We start from the raw sequence: 15834 nt of genomic DNA, 5'->3' as shown, positions 1-15834 counted from the left end.
GTGCAACGCAGAACACGGTGAAGCTCGGGCAGCAGATGCAACCGTGCTGCGCGTCGTGGGCAGCCTGCTGCACCCCGCACGAACCGTGCAGCGGCAGTTGTGCAGCAGCGTCGGCGACCAGTCCGGCCGCCCCCGCGCTGCACGGCCGGCAGCTCCGTGCAGCGAATTGACCACGACGTGCAGCACCACCTTGCCCATCCAGAGCACGACCCTGCAGCCACCGTTTCCCGGACAGGACACGCAGCGCGCGCAGCGCCTCCACCGTGGCGCAGAGTTCCTCCGGCGGCTCATCGCTCCGCCACCGACAAAGGGCGCTGCAGCGCACGCCGCTGCGCGGCGCGCCATCGGTTGCGCGAGGAGACACGTGGCTGCGTCACCAGCCCGCGCGCCGCATCGGAAGAAGCGGCGGCACCGGCTGGCGCAGAGGGACAGCCGCCCTCCGCGGGAGATCCGCTCCCGCGTCAACTGCGCGCGGCGCGCCGACACGCGCGACACCGGGCAGCCTCCCCGTCATGCGCGGAGCGACGTATGCAGCAACCGGCCCCGTGAGGTGCCGGAGCAAGTCGGCCAGACTCCCAGGTGCGGGCCGCCTCGGTGATGGTGAGGGAGGATCACTGTCGGCCGCAGTAGGCCGTCGGCTGACGGCTCCCGTGCCAGCGCCACGCCTCCCCCGCTCCCCCACACAGGTCCACACGCTGGCCGGCGCACAGACTGTCCGGCACTTACCGCGTCGCCGGTCTCTCTGACCGCTCAGGCCACGGCCTGCTCCTGGCCGTCGCTCCCTTCAGCACGCGACGCCTCTTCCTTGGCCTTCAGCGCGGCCTTCTCGGCAATCTTGTACGCCTGGCCCCGGTTGACCTTCTTGCCGTGGAGCTCCAGCCAGTCCACCAGCGCGCCGCTCTCGAAGGTGCCTCGCACTGTGATCGCGTAGCGCACCGCGTCGGCGTTGGTCATCCGGGCCAGCACCTTGTGCCGGCCGTCCTGCTCCTGGTCGCTCACCGCCTCCTGGTCGCTCACCATGACGCCGAGCCCATCACCCTGCTCCCCCAACTCGTGGTCAGTCGGCTCGACCACCTCTCCCTCGGCGGCGGGGAGAGGCCAGCGCGTACTGCCCTCCTGCCGCACCTGCCCCCGTCTGACCTCCACGGCCTCCTCGGCGCTCTTCCTCGTGCCGATCGCCCGCTGGGGAGTGGTACTGCCCTTCTCCTGCCCTCGCCGCCGACTGCTGTTGGCCCCGCGGGCAGCGGACCGCGACTCGCTCTTGCTCGGGAGTTCAAGGGCTGCTGCCTCACGTCGCTGCAGCTCCTCCAGACGCTCCCGGAGGCCGCGGTGCTCACCCTCAAGCAGACGCAACTTCTCGCGCGCGACTGCGGCCTCTTCCCTGGCGCGTTCGGCCACAGCGGTCAGCCGACCGCGCTCCTCCTCCAGCATCGTCAACAACCGGGCCCGCTCCGCCTGTTCGTCCTCCCGCTGACCCTCCAACCGGGCAACTCGCACTTCGGCCGCCTGATACAGCTGATGACTCGCAGCTCCGCTCTCCTCCAGCCGCCTGTACTCGTCGCGCAGTTGCTGGAGCCGCTCCAGCTCCCACTCACGTTCGGCCGTCGTCTTCCGGAGTGCCTCAACTGCTTCCTGAACGCTCTCCTCAACCTCCGCGATCCGTTGTTCGTTGGATTTCTCCACTGCGGCGAGACGCTCCCGAGCATCGTCTAGCGCAGCCTGCGCCTTCTCCCGCTGCTCCTCGACCTCCGCGGTGTGCTGCTTCACCTCCTCCGCGCGGGCGGAGGCCGCGATGAGGTCGGCGGAAGCGACGACGTTGATCCTCTCCATCAGCTCGATCGCCTCGGTGCCCGTCTCGTGCCCCAGGCGCGCGACAGCGTCGGTGTGCGTGAGCGCGGCCTTGCGCCGCATTACCTGCAACTGCCGCTCCGGCTCGTCGAAGTGAGCGCGGTCCAGGGACTGCTGGCTTCTTACGCGCTGCTTCTCGACCTTCTTCGAGACTGCCGCGAGCCGATCCCGTACGTCCTTGAGCTGACGTTCGCCGTTCCGCCCCAGGTCGGCCGTCTCCAAGTCGCTCAACCTCGCCTTGAGTTCGTCTTCCTCCAGCAGCAGCTTCCGCAAGCGGTAACTCTCGTTCGCGGCCTTGCGGGTGAGCGCCCGGCTGACAACGGCATCAGCCCCGCTGGCGTTCGGGTCGAGGGTCAGCAGCGAGAACATGCCGACCCAGAGCTTCTTCCACAGCAAGGCGACCAGCCGGAGCGGCCCCGCCGTGCTCGCGTGGCCTTGCTCAGATGCGCTCTTCTCCGCGTCAGCCATCCGCTTGCGCAACTCGAGCTCGATGACCCATGCGGCCGCCGGCGGCATCAACGCCATGAAGGGCGCTGACGCCAGGTTCGGGGCATGAGCGAAATTTGCGACTGAGGAGGCAACTACCAGCCCCCAGGCCGTTCCATGCGTCAGCCGCAAGCTCTTCGTCCAACCCTGGTCAGGGTTGGCGTTGCGGTAGAGAAGGGAGAAGAGCTGAAGCTCCAGGACATCGAACATGACGACAAAGCCGACACGGATCAGCACTGGCAGGTCCGCGGTGTCCCGCCCGAAGCCCCACAGGCCGTACTGACTGACCAGAGTGCCACTCAAGGCAACCCAGCCAGCCCGGCCCATGCCAGTCAGGCCGAGTGCGGCGCCATCGCCCTTCTCCTCTCTGACGCGCACCAACTCCTCGGCGCGCAGCTGACGTCTGGAGACCCCGGATCGCCAGAGCCCACGCACGACGAGGTAGGTCATCAGCAGCATGACGACGGCGACGACTGCAGCCGTGACGACGAGCACCCACGGTGCGGTGCCGTCGATGGCAGTCCGCACCATGTCGGGCCAGCTCTCTGTCGACTTCGGGGCAGCGATCGGCCAATGAGACCAGGATGACGGTGCACCCGTGAGGTGGGCGCGGGTGGTGCTGGCGGGCACGCCGTGACTCCTTCCGTGACGGAGCCGCGAGCCTCGCTCGATCACCCTGTGGATAGATTCCACTGCCCGGCGAGAGGGCTGCCACCCCATTCAGGGATCCGGGTTGCACGGCCCGGCAAGTTCGCGGGTGGGTCAACCCGACCAACGCCCCCCGCCTACAGCACAGCTGACCGTGCATCACCCATTTGGCGGTATGCGGTCCCTCGCCTCGAATCGCCCGTGGCGGCATTTCTGCCGCGCTAGATGTAGCCCGTACGTTCGGCGGCATCTTTCCGCCAGGTGGGTACCCGGGGTACCCACCTCCCCCGTCGGCCAGCGACCCCAGGTGGGTACCCGGGGTACCCACCTCCCCCGTCGGCCAGCGACCCCAGGTGGGTACCCGGGGTACCCACCTCCCGGTACCCACCTCCCCCGTCGGCCAGCGACCCCAGGTGGGTACCCGGGGTACCCACCTCCCGGTACCCACCTCCCCCGTCGGCCAGCGACCCCAGGTGGGTACCCGGGGTACCCACCTCCCGGTACCCACCTCCCCCGTCGGCCAGCGACCCCAGGTGGGTACCCGGGGTACCCACCTCCCGGTACCCACCTCCCCCGTCGGCCAGCGACCCCAGGTGGGTACCCGGGGTACCCACCTCCCGGTACCCACCTCCCCCGTCGGCCAGCGACCCCAGGTGGGTACCCGGGGTACCCACCTCCCGGTACCCACCTCCCCCGTCGGCCGGGAGAGCAAGAAGAAGGCCCGGCGCGTATCGCGCCGGGCCTTCCTTGGGGCGTCAGGTTCAGTTCTGTTCCATCTGGATTCCGAACTCCTGGCAGAGCTCTTGAGCGGCCCTCAAGAGCTCTATTGCTGCCTGCTTGGCTCGCTCCTCATCCTTCTGCCTCAGAGAGAGGATTGCGTTCTTCGCCTCGGTCGTTTGAGGAAGCTCCCCTCCCCCGTTCGCGGAGCGCTGGCCGACAACCTTCGCTGGCCGCTCGACCGGCTCCGCGTAGCCCAGAAAGACCGCAGCGTCCTGCAGCGACTTCTCCGTGATCTTCTTCCGGGCTGCCTCAGTCCACACTTCCCTGACAGCATCAGCTCCGTGGGTCTCCAGGACTCCGCACAGAGGGCGTAGATGCTTCTCGGCAAGCTCCTCGGAGGTCAACGTCTCAAGCGCCGTGACAACAGGTGCAGCACGAATGATCTTGTTGGCGTAGTTCTTCCCGAAGCCGAACTGTGCCTGGACCAAAGCATCGAAGTGGGGCAGGCCGAGCACCTTCCAGAGCTCTTCCTTCTTCATCGCCTGGAAGGTTCGCCCCTGCACGATGATCTTCTGCTGCTTCGCCCTCTGCTCATTGGCTCGAGCAGCCATCTCCGCATGAGCAACGATACGTGCGTAGTGCGCCAGGCGTTCCCGCGGGTCATCGCTTTCCGGCTCGGTGAACGGCCGAACTTCGACGTAGTTCTTGACGTCGACGGTCGCAGGGAATTGAAGGACTACAGCATCACGCTCTTCGTACTGAACAACTGCGGCTTCTCCAGCAGGCTTCGCCTCGACCTCTCCCTCGGGGTCGAGGTCGCTATTCCGCTCCTCCGCCGTCTCGGCAGCGCCATCCGACGCTGAAGTCTCAGCTCCAGCGGAGACCTCGCTGTCCGACTGTGCTTCGGCAGTAGCTTCCACCACTGCCTCTTCGTCTGCCTTCTGCGATCCAGCTGCGCCTGACGACGTCTCAGCCGCGTCGATATCAGCGAGAGGCGACTCGCTGCCGCTCCCCTCCTCTGCCGCCGCCTCTGCAGCGCGTCGCCTCTCCTCTTCCCACTCCCGACGGATCTCCTGACGTGTCCTCACCTGAGGAACGGCGCCCCCCTCGTTTGGACCTGTCGAGACGCCCTTGGGAAGGGATGCGGGCCGATGCTTGCTCATGCTGCCAATTCCTTCGCGAGTTTCCGCATGCTCTCCGCCTGAACACAGGTAGGTGCGTACTGGAAGAGCGGAACTTCATAGTCGGACGACTCGCGCCCCTCAATGCTGTCCTTCAGCTCGGCCAGGACGCTCGGCGAAGTGAGCATGTTCCACTCCTCGTAGAAAGCTCGTGTCACCGTCCCCTTACGGGCGTCGTAGGCGTTGATGACGAACCCAAGCTGATCCACCTCGATTCGCATGTTCATGCAGGTGGTTTGGATCTGCTGGTTGAGCAGGTCGTAGGCACGGAAGGAGGACTTGTCGGTCCACACAGGGATAAGAATCCCTGAGTGGTCGACAAGCTCTCCCTTACGTCGGTGCACGTAGTCGATCGCCAACTCCATGCCCAGGCCGAGGTTCGGAGGACCGTCCACGACGATCACGTCATAGTCGTCCTCGACCGGCTCGAGCGCACGGCGCAGGCACGTGTCGCGTCCCGCAGACATAGTTGCCAGGGATGCGTCCATGAGGAAGGCGTCCTCGAAGGCCGGCAGTATGTGCAGCCGCCCATCAAACATGGGCCCAGGATTGATCTCCCGGCCCTCGATCGGCACCTCTTCGAGGGCAATGATCGACCGCCGCAGGTGCTGCCGCGCCTTCCCCAGCATGTGCTGAAGGAGACTGTCTCCACCAGTGGGCAGGTCGGCGACCTGCAGTCGCGCCGACAGGTGGCCCTGAGGGTCGTAGTCCACGAGGAGGGCGCGGAGGCCCATCTCGGCGAAAGCCTGCGCGAGGGCAGCAGCGATGAAGGTCTTCCCAACACCGCCCTTCTGGTTACCTACCAGGATCCGCTTGACAGGCTGCTTCACCAAGGGCGCTGTCAGCGAAGGATGACGAACCAACCAGTTCGTGATCGCCTGGGCGAGCCCCTGCACCTTCGACAGGCCTCGCTTGGCGCACTCATCCTCGAATCGCTTGACGCCACCTGGCTGCACGTACGAGGCAAACGACCTGGCGCCCTTGACCTCAACCTCATCGCAGTGAGGGGCTTCGTACCAAAGCGCGAGTGCGCTGACTACTGCGTCGGAAGCGTTGATCCCGCGCTCGGCGGCTCGGATCTTCAGATCACGCCGCATCTGCGGCATGAGATTGGCGACGAGCTTCTCAGTGCCCGTATCCGTGTTGGGGGTGCTCATGGCGGGCAACTTATCAGTCACCGACATGTCAGTGCCCACCGGCACAGGTTCAACCTGAACCGTTCATACGTCCGGACGAGTCGACAGCATCGGGATTCACCCAGCCGGCGCACTCCCGTAGGCCGGCATCGATCCCGCGTCCGGAACTGGCGTCTGCAGTGCTCGATGTGCCTCAAAAATTGTCCCTCGTGCAGCTAGCCACGAGCAGCAATGGCAGAGTGTTTTTGCAGTCAAATCTGCGCTCAGAGTCTGCTGGTTCTCTGCTCAAACAGCGCTCCATATACGCATCCGAGTCAAGCAAACGCAGCTCTCTTTTGAATCAAAGAGTGCCCTCCTGCAGCCTATTCGCATGTCGCTTTTTGGGGCTCAGAAATGCCGAATCCCAGACCCGCCACGCCGACCTCAACCTGATAGCAGTGCAGGTCAGGAGGGGTGTAGGGTGGCGATCCACCGGTTGAGGTCTGGGAATTAACGATCAATGCGGTGAGGGTGAATGGGGCACGGGAACCCGTCTCCGCCTCCCTCTCCACCAGAATTCGAGACCTCCGCCAACGCGCAGAACTGCCGCCCACCGCGGACGCTGTTCGTAATGTCTCCTCGGAGGAAATGGTGTCGCCGCGAAATGCACGACTGACGGGGAGCGCATCCGTTCTCTCGAAAGGGTGCGGCGCGTGCCCTCGCTCCGAGCTCGGGGCTCGGACACGGCCTGGGGCTGCTCCTGGCTGGTCGTCAGGTTCTGTCCACAGGGCGGCTGGTGGAGGGTGGCGGGAATGCGAGAAGGCCCGGGGTCTGGGGTCCCGGGCCTGTCGCGGTGCTGAAGAGGGGGTGACGTCCAGCCAGGTCGCTAGCTGAGTGCCGGTTCCACCGTGGTCCGGGTCTGCGCTTGCCGTGCCGTCCGGGCCTTGGTGGGGGTTTCCCTCTCGCCTCGATTATGGAGCAGATCATCGCTGTTCGTTCGAGGGCTGGCTCAGTCGTGCCCGAAACGGTGCGAGGGTCGGCTCGTTCTGGATCGTCCGTGGCCACATCCACGGGTTTTGGTGCTTCCCGCCGCGCTGGGACGCGGCCGGGTCTGCGGGTAGTGGAGCAGGCCGGGCCGGAGCCGGTGACGGGCCTGGGGAATCCGCTGGTGCTCAACTCTGCGCTGCGCCAGCGCCTGGAGGCCGCGCTGGAGGCGCTGCTCGGTGACCGTGCGCTGGCCGGGCGGCCGCTGGCGGAGCAGCTGATGGCGGTGGTGCTGCTGGCGAAGATGCCGGCGGGGGTGTCGAAGCTGCGGTTGCAGGCGGGGGAGGCCGGGCGCTGGCTGGGGGTATCGAAGTCGCTGGTCGATCACAAGGTGCTTCCCGGGATGCGGGCGTCGGGGTCGGTGGTGACCGAGGTCGTCATGGAGCTCACCGAGGAGGGGCGGCGTCAGGTCACCGGTCTGGAGTGGGAGTTGCTGCCGCTGACCGCGGCGCTGGGGGTGCCGGGGCATCCGCTGGTGCTGGCGAAGCGGGACTTGGCGGTGCTGCTGCGTTTGTGTGAGCGGGTGTTCGCTCCGGGCTGGGAGCCGGTCGATGCTCCGGTCACGCCGCCGGGGCTGCTGGGGCTGCGGCGGGGGAGGGGTGCCGCGGCGGAACGGCTCGCGCTGCTGCGGCTGGTTCTTCGTGCGCGCTCTGACGGCCGGGTCCGGCTGGCCGGCGGCGCGGTGCGCAAGGACGTGAGCCGCGCAGCGGCGACCGTGGCGCGGTTGCTGGACTGCCCGCTCGACGAAGCCACGGTGCTCGTCGAGAGCCTGGACGCCCAGGGGCTCGTGGTCGTCGACGGTGCCGGGCAGGGTGCGGGAAAGTGCCGACTCAAGGTCCCGGCGGTCGCAGCCGCGTACGGGCGTCAGGCTGTGCCGTCGCTATCGGTGGCCCCGGAACCGGAAGCGGAGGAGCCGGCCCGCCGTCACGACCAGGTCCTGGAGGTCGGTTGTCCGTCGTGCGGGCGGGCCGGTGTCTCGGACTTCCCGCTGGAGGGCGACGGCTGGATCCAGGAGTCCTTCGACGTGCTCGGCGACACCGCCGACGAGGCGGCCAGTGGTGCACTCAGGGATCATGACGCCGCCCAGGCTCCGCGTCCCACCACTGATATGCCCTCTGACCTGTGCAAAGACGCAGACGGGGCGAGTGTGACCGCAGGGTCTGGTGGTGCACAGCTCCACGCTCCCCACGCGCCGTTGGTTGCTCTGGGTGGTTCAGCTGAGCTCTCATCGGGCTTTTCCGGCGAAGCCGATCGGGACTCCCGCCGTCAGCCGGGACGCACGCACCTGCGCGAGACCGGGACCGGGCCGGTTGGCGAGGCCCGGCCGGAGCGCGGTGCCGGTGGCCCGCTGCGCGGGGAACAGCCCTCCCTTTCCGCCCCCGGTGATGAGCCGGCTGCCGGTCAGGATGCTGCGGCGCAGGTCCTGTCGGCGTGGGCGCAGGGGCGTACCCCGCAGCGGTCGTGGGCGCCGTTGCCCAAGGGGATGGAACGGCTGCTCGCCCCGGTGCTCCCGTGGTGGGAGCGCATCGAGCGGGCCTCGGCCCGCCGTCTGGTGAAGGCCGCGGTCAAGCGCGAACTCGCCTTCCTGCGCGGGGTCGTGGGCCCGAAGGCCGCCGAGAAGGCCCTCACGGAGAGACTGCGACGCCGGGTAGCCGACCAGGTACACCCCGTTGCCGATCCGGTGGGCTGGCTGCTGGGCAAGGCTCTGCCACGGCGCGCCGGGTGCTACGCGCAGCTGTGCGACGACGGGGTGCGCATGGACACCGGCGCTGACTGCCCCAGCTGCGCCCTGCTGGTGGCTGACCATCAGGCCCGCCGCTACCGGGTGACCGGTGCGGTCGCCCAGCGGATGCAGGGTGCTGCGCCGGAGGAGGTCCGTGTGCAGGCCGAGGCTGAACTGCGGGCCGAGGTGCACCGGGACGCAGAACAGGCCGAGGTGCACCGGGCGCGGGCCGCGGCTGAGCAGACCGCCCGTAAGGAGGCGTGGGCACAGGCCCAGGCCGAGCAGGAAGCTGTCGAGCGTCGGCAGCAGGAGCTGCCGTGCCGCGAGTGCGGCCGGCCCGAGGCGGCGGGGCTGTGTCCGGTGTGCCGCGAGCACGAGGCGATGGAGCAGGCCGTGGCTCAGGCCGTCGACCTGATCGTCGCCCTCCAGACGAACCCGAACGCCCCGCAGGCGGACGCCGTTTCCGCCCTGGAGCGCCTGACCGAGGCCGAGGTCCGCCGTGCAGTGGCCACCGAGCAGGCGAAGTTGAAGACGGAGGGCGCCAGCGAGGACATGGTGGCTCTGGGGGCCCGGCTGACCGCCGAGCTCGTGCGCGACTATGCCCGCCGCTCGGCCATGGCCTGTCTGCGCCAGAGTGAACAGGCCGATGCGGAGGCCGAGATGGCGTACGCCGCCAAGCAGCGCTGCGCGCACCGCTACGGCAGCCGGACCGAGGCCCGCGAGGCAGCCGAGCACGCCGCGGACCAGGCCCGCGACCGCACCGCGCGCCACCTGCTCAACTCCCGGCTGCACAGCCTGCGCGCCGCCCGGGGCGAGATGCACATTGCGCAGCAGCGGCCGGCGGTCGGCTGGGCGGAGCGCTGCCGGGAGCTGGCGGCCCGTCCGCTGCCGGGCGAGCCCGTCCGTCTCCCCGGTCAGGGTTCGGTCACCGTCCAGGAGGCGTCGGCGTAATCCACAGGGCGGGTCCGAGACCATCTCCTCACCGCTCGCCCGGAGTGCTCCGGAGCACGTGGTGGCACACCCCTCGGACCGACGGCGAAAAGGACACGGCAACGTGCATGGTGAACGCGCTCTCGACCTTGACGGGCCTGCCCGGCTGGCCGCGCACGGCTGGGTGCACGCAGCTGACGCGGTGGCCCGGCACGGCGGGGGAGAGGCACTGACTCCCGCCGAGGTGGGGGCGGTTGAGGAAGCGGCGCAGCAGGTGCTCGACGCCGATGGGCCGGAGGTCGGCGCGGACCGGTGGCTGATGGGCCACTGCCTGGCCGACGCGCTGCCGCCCGGTTACGTGCTGCGCGCGCGGCTGGAGGAGGGTGCGGCGGACCGCGTCCTGTTCCGCGACGTCCGAGGTCTGCAGGCGGCCCTGCGCATCGAGGTTCCCCCGCTTCCGCAGAACTGGTGACCCACCCCGGGAGCCAGGCCAGGGCGGCACGGCAGGACACCTGCCGGCAGCCGCGATCGAGGACAACGACAAGGGGGTTTGCGATGAGCACGGTGCACGAGGAAGGGACGGGGGAAGGCTGGGTGATGCGGACCGCTGCGGCCATTCCTCCGATCGCCGGGCTGCCGCTGACCATCGGCGTGCTGTGGTCGCACCGGATGGCCCGCGGGCCGGTCCTCGGGTGGGCCGTGCTCTTCGGCGTCTTCGCGGGGATATGCGCGGGACTGTGTGCGTTCCTCGCGCTTGCCGACCGGTGGGAGAGGCACCGGGGGAGTGATCTGCTTCCCGGACGATCGTACGACGCTGCTGTCAACGCCGCGGTGTCCGCCGGCCTGCTGGGGTGGCTGGCGCTGGAGGCCGTGCTCACCATCGCGGTGGCCCGCGCCGCCTCCTGAGAAACCGCGTACGGACCTTGCCTTCACCGGCGGCCGCAGGAAGCCCGTCCGCGCTCCCCGGAGCGGCCGGGCATCGCCGGGCAGCGCGAAGACGCCGAACTCCGCAGAGACGTACGTCACTTGCTCTGTGCACGTTGTGAGCTGAAGGCCAACCGGCAGAGCCGGATCATCGAAGGAGCCCGGGCAGCCTCCGGCTGTTCGGGCTCCGGCGCTCCTGGAGAAGGGGAAGAACGTTGACCAGCACTCCTGCGAACGGGCACGACGACCAGGGACTCGACCGGGCCCTGAAAGGCGTCACCGACGCGCTCGGCAAGACCGACGTGAAAGCCACCTGCCTGTTGGGCGCCGTCATCGGCCTGGCCGCGCTGATCCGCGGCGCCTTATCCGACGGCCCCACCGCCGCCCGCGCCACGGCCGGCACGGCGGCCGCGTTCCTGGCGGCAGCGATCGTGTTCATCGTCCTCGCCGTCCTGCCCCGCATCCCCGACGACGGCACCTCCTTCCCGCACTGGGGCAGCCTCAGCCCGGACGAGATCCGCCAGGTCGTCCTCCAGGACGACCGTCCCCAGCAGGTGGGGGTCCTGTCCAAGCTGGCCACGGCCAAGTTCCGGCACCTGCAGGCCGCGACCGCGGCGACCGGCGCGGCCGCACTGCTCCTTCTCCTCGCGGGCATCCTCGCCGCCCTCGGCTGACCGGCGGTCGGGCGCACGGACTTACGGGGCCGACGGCTCGTACTGCACGTCATGTTCGCGGGCCAGGCGGTTGGCCGGGCCCACGCTGTGAGCCCGGGCCTCCAGCCACAGGGCGTAGGCGATGGAGTCCGCCTGGGCGCGCGTGACGCGCAGGCACCAGGTGCTTCCCTTCTCGGCCCGCTGCGCCGTACGGACGGCTGCTTCGAGGCCGGGTGCGGGTGGCCGGCGAAGGCGGTCGCCGAGGCTGAGGTAGAGGAGCACCGCGTCCATGGCCTGTGGCCGCAGTCCGATCTCGCAGGCCTCCCCGGGGTGGCCGGTCCGAGGGGGTGAGGGGCGGGCGGTGGTACGGCGCACGGGAAGATAGAGGAGGGTGTCGTGGCCCTCCGGGGTCAGCCGTGCCGCCCACTGCGGCGGGCCGGGGCGCAGCGCGTCGAGCGTGTCGAAGCCGGCCATCTCGCACAGGCCCATGGTCCGCAGCCGCTCGACGGCCGTCAGCGTGATGCGGCCGTCGGCGCTGGCCCACCCGTGCTCGTGCTGGTGCTGCCCGTCGCGCACGGCGGTGAGGGCTTGGTAGTCCGAGGTCTTGAGAACGCCCACGGAGGTGTCCTTCCGGCGCTGCTGGTCTCTCGCGCGCATCATGCCGCAGGACGCCGTGCTCCCGCGGGGCGTCCCGGAAAGAACCTGCGAAGGGGGCTCGCCGCCCGCCCCACCGTCAAGCCGGGATGATTCCGCCGGAGTTGGAAGCAGAGCCGAATGAGGCGGGGACTGCGGCACCATGTCCAGCGTGGCCTGGACATCGGCGCGGACGTCACGCGTGGGCGGCCGGAGCGGTGACTGCTTCCGCGTGGACGGTGAAGTGCAGGCCGAGCCGTACGGGGGTGCGCCCGTCGCCGCCGGCTGCGAGGTCATCGTGGCCGATGCCGCGAGCGAGTTCGACCACGGCCTGGCCCAGTGCCCGGCACACGCGGGAGAGGAGGGAGGTGTCGGCTCCCGCACATCGCAGCGCCTCGAGCGAGCCGTCGAGGCCGTCCGCCAGGTCGGCGAGCACGCGGTAGGCACCCAGGGCGCGGCGCCGGACTTCGGCCGTGGGCGCCATGGTGACCGTCGCGAGTCCGTAGGCGACCAGAGCGTCGTCGCGGGCCCGGGCGACGGGCTGCTGTACCTCGTCGAACGCGGCCGCTGCCTCGCTGGCGCTCACACCACCCCGGCCCGGGGTCGTCAGCCGGCTGCTGCTCTCGGTGAGCAGCTGGTCGGCGTGCTGGAGGCGGGAGCCGGCACGGGCCAGCGCGATGACGTCCATGCCCCGGTCAACGATCAGGCGCGGCCTGGGGAACGCCGGGAACCGCCGTCCGGTGCCCCGCTCTTCCTGGTAGCGTCCGGCGCGTGGACGAGCTGCCGCTGGACGAGAACGGGCACCCGGTCGGCCTGACTCCGCAGGAGTCCCGCCTCGCTTCCGACTACACCTACGCCCTCGACGTGCTCTCCCGCGCCGCACGGGCTTTCGAGCACGGCCAGTGGACCCACGTCGGGGAGAAGGCCGAAGAACTCTCCCAGGCCGCCCAGGCCCTCGCCGCCTCGGCCGTCAAGGCCGCCGAGGTCACCCCGTGCGCGAGGACGAGTTCCGTCCTCGCGGCCGTCATCGCCCGCGGATGGCGCGTGGAAGCCGTGCAGCGCCTGCACCCCGGCCCGTACGCGCAGCCCCGCGAGGACGATCCCGCCCGCTGACGCCAGCCGCATGCTCAGTCCGGGCCCGGCAACAACCAGCCTCCGCCGAGCACCACTGCGTGCGGGCGGGGACCACACCCAAGGGTGTGGTCCCCGCCCGCACACAGTGGTGGAACGGCTTCAGCTCGCCAGGCCCCCGAGCAGTCGGCGCAACTCGTCCTGTGTAGTGCAGTACTGGGCGAGGAAGCTGATCAGTGCGCCGGGCCCGCCGTTGCTGATGTCGCTGGCCTGGCGGTCGGCCTGCCCGTGCAGGAGCTCGTGGGCGTCCTCGTCGTCCAGGTCCTGTGCCGCGCCGCTGTTGTAGCGGTCGGAGGCCGCGCGGTGGCAGGCGTCGAGCACGGCCTCGCCGAGCTCCTCTTCGTCGAGGTCGAACTCCGCGGCGACGGCCTCGATCTGCTCCTGGGTCAGCATCTGGGCATCTCCCGTCCTTCTGTCGTCTGTTCAGTGATGTGTGCCGGCGCTCCCGTACGCGCCGCCGGAGGTGGCTGGCGGTCCGCCGGCGCGTGCTGCGGTGCTTCCCCTGTCGCCGGCCGACGGCATCGGTTCGGCTCACACACAGGAGTTGGGCGCCGTCGGCCGCGGGCACAGGTTGCCGGCATCGGCCAACAGCCCCCTGAGGCGCTGGCGTCTTTGGCCGGTGCTCGAGCAGCGCGGGAGCCGGTACCCGCGGGCCAGGAGGTCCGGCCGGCGGGCCAGGAGTCTGGAGGGCCGCGTCACGGCGGTGCTGCTGCAGCGGGCGCTGGCTGTCCGGGGGCATGTGGCCGGCGGCAGCTGGCGCAGCGTGCGCCGGCGGGAGTGGCTGGTGCCGACGGCCGCGGTCGGCGGTGCGGCACGCCGGCGGTCCGCCGCGGTGGCGCGGTGTGCGGCGTCAGTCATGAGGCAGGGCTCCACGGTCGGTCGGAAGGGCGATGCAGACGGAGGGCGAGAGGGCTCAGCTCTTGGCGCGCTTGCCGGGGCGGCGGTCCCAGTTCCGCAGGAAGGCGCGGATGTCCTTGGCGCGGAAGACAGCGCCGGTGCGCAGGGCGGCGACCGGCTTGGCGTATTTCTGGAACAGAGGTGTCTCCATGATCTGGGTGACCCGCTGCGGGCTGACGCCGAGCATCTCCGCGATCTCCTGGCGGCCGACGAGCTCGGGAACGCTCTCGCGCTCGATGAACTCGGCCTCGGTGAGCACCTCGAAGCCGACCAGGCCGCACGGCCCGAACGCCTCGGTCAGGGATGCCTGGGCAGCGGAGCGGGCGGCGGCGAACGCCTCGTCGCAGTTGGCGGCGTCGAGGGTCAGCAGAACGGCGAAGTTGCCGTTCGGCGCGGTGGTGGGCGCGACGTGGAGGCCGGCCAGGTCCTCGAGCAGACGGTCATGGACTTCGTCGGGAACATCGCGGGCGTCGAACTCGAGGTAGACGCTCCAGCCGGAGCCGGTCATCGGGACTTCCTTTCATGCGGTGGGCGGGCGGCGGGGCCGCCCCTGGGGGCGGCCCGTGGACCTCTCGGTCAGCGCGGCCACTTGAACCCGGCCCGCCGCAGGGCGGACAGGTCGTTCAGCCAGCTGCGCCGGTCGCTCGGCGTGCTGGAGAGGGTGGCGACGCGGCGTCCGCCCTTGCGGACGATCGGGTGCGGGTTCTTCTTGCCCACCTCCACGTCGAACCCTTGCACTTCCAGCGCCGCGATCAGCTTCTTGAGGTCCTTGTTCACTGTAGCCCCTTTCCCTTTCCATCTGCAAGATTAAAACTACAGGAAATCCTTTCGATCTGCAAGGGTAAAAGTGTGATGGGTGCCACCTTCCCGCAGGTCAGCGCATCCGGCGATCCAGTGAGGCACCCTGTCCCGCACCGAAGGGCCGCTGCCACGGACACGCCTCGGCGCGGGCGGCTGTGCCGCCGTACCGCGACTGCCACTGGGCCGGGTAAGGCACGGTCGTGTCGCCGTGGCACTCCCGGCCGACGGTCCGCTAATTTGCGTGCAGGCGGCCGGTCCCATCGGCCGAAGTCCGCGCGGCGGCCATGAACGCAGCGCAGTGAGCGGCAGAGGTGCCCGGGCCCAAGGTCCGGCAGAGCAGCATCAAATGGGGGTTTCACCTGCGGCTGTTGCGGCCGTGCGGATCATCCGATGCCCGCTGTCCCTTCGCGCGCGCCGGATCATGGGCCGGAGCGCGAGGAAGCGAGAGCACGGTATGACCAAGGACCACGCGCGCAAGAACAAGGCCAAACACCTCAAGGCGAAGACCGCGGCCTCCTTCACCTCGGCCAACGCCGGAACACTTCACCGCCACGGGCTACTCGACATGTCCGCTGCCGCACCGTCGCCGGGCACCGACATGAGCAAGGCCGCCGCCCTGGTCTCTGCCGCCTGGGAATTCTGCGAACCCTGTCAGCGCTCGCTCACCGAAGCTGTCGTGGACGATCCCGCCGCCGTCCTTGGCCTTGCCGGAATCCTCCTGGTCGTCGCTCCGCACGCGGCACCGCGGAACGTGGAGCAGATCGCAGCACTCGACCGCCTGCAGCGCACCAACATGCTCCGTGACTGCGCCAGCCTCTGGTGGGACTACGTGGACAACAAGCCCTTTGCGTGAACCCTTTGGGCCCTGCCCGTGCTCCGCGCACTCCAGGACCGGATGCAGGAGGGGGCCGTCATCGGCGAATACAAGCTCCGCGTCCTGGTGCCGATTCAGCAGGCGTACGGCGATGAGGCGACGCGCGCCGTCTGGGAGACGGCGATGAACAAGGGCGAGGTCACGCCGGAAACGCTCGAAGAAGCTGCCATCGCGACCGGTCGGCTCGTGCACTGACGCTGCTGTCCCCTGCTGGAGGAGCGCCGTG

The 15834-nt window shown here is 69.5% G+C and carries 16 protein-coding genes; 7 read left to right on the top strand and 9 right to left on the bottom strand.

The features are described 5' to 3' along the window. Positions 1–750: 750 nt before the first annotated feature. The 3 genes from AB8735_RS38930 to AB8735_RS38920 all read right to left on the bottom strand — a co-directional run bounded on the left by AB8735_RS38930 (position 751) and on the right by AB8735_RS38920 (position 6040). Positions 751–2964, bottom strand: coding sequence for a hypothetical protein (locus AB8735_RS38930; RefSeq protein ID WP_372412584.1), 2214 nt, complete (start codon positions 2962–2964; stop codon positions 751–753). A 779-nt stretch (positions 2965–3743) separates the two neighbouring features. Then, positions 3744–4865: a hypothetical protein gene (locus tag AB8735_RS38925; protein WP_372412583.1), complete on the bottom strand. Its 1122-nt coding sequence runs from the start codon at positions 4863–4865 to the stop codon at positions 3744–3746. Continuing rightward, the gene (locus tag AB8735_RS38920; RefSeq protein WP_372412581.1) at positions 4862–6040 is read right to left on the bottom strand and encodes a ParA family protein; all 1179 of its coding nucleotides are present in this window, start codon (positions 6038–6040) and stop codon (positions 4862–4864) included. The genes AB8735_RS38925 and AB8735_RS38920 overlap by 4 nt, the downstream gene beginning before the upstream one ends. A gap of 1126 nt (positions 6041–7166) precedes the next feature. Here AB8735_RS38920 and AB8735_RS38915 point away from each other — a divergent pair. From AB8735_RS38915 to AB8735_RS38900, 4 genes are all read left to right on the top strand, one after another. Further along, entirely contained in the window at positions 7167–9716 is a 2550-nt protein-coding gene (locus AB8735_RS38915) for a hypothetical protein (RefSeq protein WP_372412579.1), read from the top strand. 103 nt (positions 9717–9819) lie between these two features. Beyond that, on the top strand, positions 9820–10167 hold the full coding sequence (locus tag AB8735_RS38910; protein WP_372412577.1) for a hypothetical protein: 348 nt from the start codon (positions 9820–9822) through the stop codon (positions 10165–10167). A gap of 83 nt (positions 10168–10250) precedes the next feature. Beyond that, a complete protein-coding gene (locus AB8735_RS38905) occupies positions 10251–10601 on the top strand; it encodes a hypothetical protein (protein WP_372412575.1) in 351 nt (116 codons plus the stop codon). Between the two features lie 233 nt (positions 10602–10834). After that, the gene (locus tag AB8735_RS38900) at positions 10835–11293 is read left to right on the top strand and encodes a Pycsar system effector family protein (RefSeq protein ID WP_372412573.1); all 459 of its coding nucleotides are present in this window, start codon (positions 10835–10837) and stop codon (positions 11291–11293) included. A gap of 21 nt (positions 11294–11314) precedes the next feature. Here AB8735_RS38900 and AB8735_RS38895 read toward each other — a convergent pair whose 3' ends face one another. Then, entirely contained in the window at positions 11315–11932 is a 618-nt protein-coding gene (locus AB8735_RS38895; RefSeq protein ID WP_372412571.1) for a DUF6417 family protein, read from the bottom strand. A gap of 169 nt (positions 11933–12101) precedes the next feature. Beyond that, on the bottom strand, positions 12102–12593 hold the full coding sequence (locus tag AB8735_RS38890; RefSeq protein WP_372412569.1) for a hypothetical protein: 492 nt from the start codon (positions 12591–12593) through the stop codon (positions 12102–12104). Positions 12594–12676: 83 nt separating this feature from the next. Here AB8735_RS38890 and AB8735_RS38885 point away from each other — a divergent pair, with 83 nt between their 5' ends. After that, entirely contained in the window at positions 12677–13018 is a 342-nt protein-coding gene (locus tag AB8735_RS38885) for a hypothetical protein (protein WP_372412568.1), read from the top strand. A gap of 120 nt (positions 13019–13138) precedes the next feature. Here the strand turns inward: AB8735_RS38885 and AB8735_RS38880 are convergent, their stop codons facing one another. The 4 genes from AB8735_RS38880 to AB8735_RS38865 all read right to left on the bottom strand — a co-directional run bounded on the left by AB8735_RS38880 (position 13139) and on the right by AB8735_RS38865 (position 14710). Continuing rightward, positions 13139–13429: a hypothetical protein gene (locus AB8735_RS38880; protein ID WP_372412567.1), complete on the bottom strand. Its 291-nt coding sequence runs from the start codon at positions 13427–13429 to the stop codon at positions 13139–13141. Between the two features lie 138 nt (positions 13430–13567). Continuing rightward, complete coding sequence (locus tag AB8735_RS38875; RefSeq protein ID WP_372412565.1) at positions 13568–13894, bottom strand: hypothetical protein; 327 nt, start codon at positions 13892–13894, stop codon at positions 13568–13570. A 55-nt stretch (positions 13895–13949) separates the two neighbouring features. After that, a complete protein-coding gene (locus AB8735_RS38870) occupies positions 13950–14441 on the bottom strand; it encodes a hypothetical protein (RefSeq protein WP_372412564.1) in 492 nt (163 codons plus the stop codon). A gap of 68 nt (positions 14442–14509) precedes the next feature. Beyond that, positions 14510–14710 carry a hypothetical protein gene (locus AB8735_RS38865; protein WP_372412563.1) on the bottom strand — a complete coding sequence of 67 codons (201 nt, stop codon included), beginning with the start codon at positions 14708–14710 and terminating at the stop codon, positions 14510–14512. Between the two features lie 478 nt (positions 14711–15188). On the opposite strand from AB8735_RS38865, the gene AB8735_RS38860 reads away from it, so the two are divergent. Both AB8735_RS38860 and AB8735_RS38855 read left to right on the top strand, forming a co-directional pair. After that, positions 15189–15587, top strand: a complete 399-nt coding sequence (locus AB8735_RS38860) for a hypothetical protein (RefSeq protein WP_372412562.1) — start codon at positions 15189–15191, stop codon at positions 15585–15587. Positions 15588–15605: 18 nt separating this feature from the next. Next, complete coding sequence (locus tag AB8735_RS38855) at positions 15606–15803, top strand: hypothetical protein (protein WP_372412560.1); 198 nt, start codon at positions 15606–15608, stop codon at positions 15801–15803. Positions 15804–15834: the final 31 nt, after the last annotated feature.

This window comes from Streptomyces luteireticuli (assembly GCF_041519305.1).
Lineage (GTDB): Bacteria > Actinomycetota > Actinomycetes > Streptomycetales > Streptomycetaceae > Streptomyces > Streptomyces luteireticuli.
The sequence above is the reverse complement of the archived record's forward strand: the minus strand, read 5'-3'. Positions and strand labels throughout refer to the sequence as shown.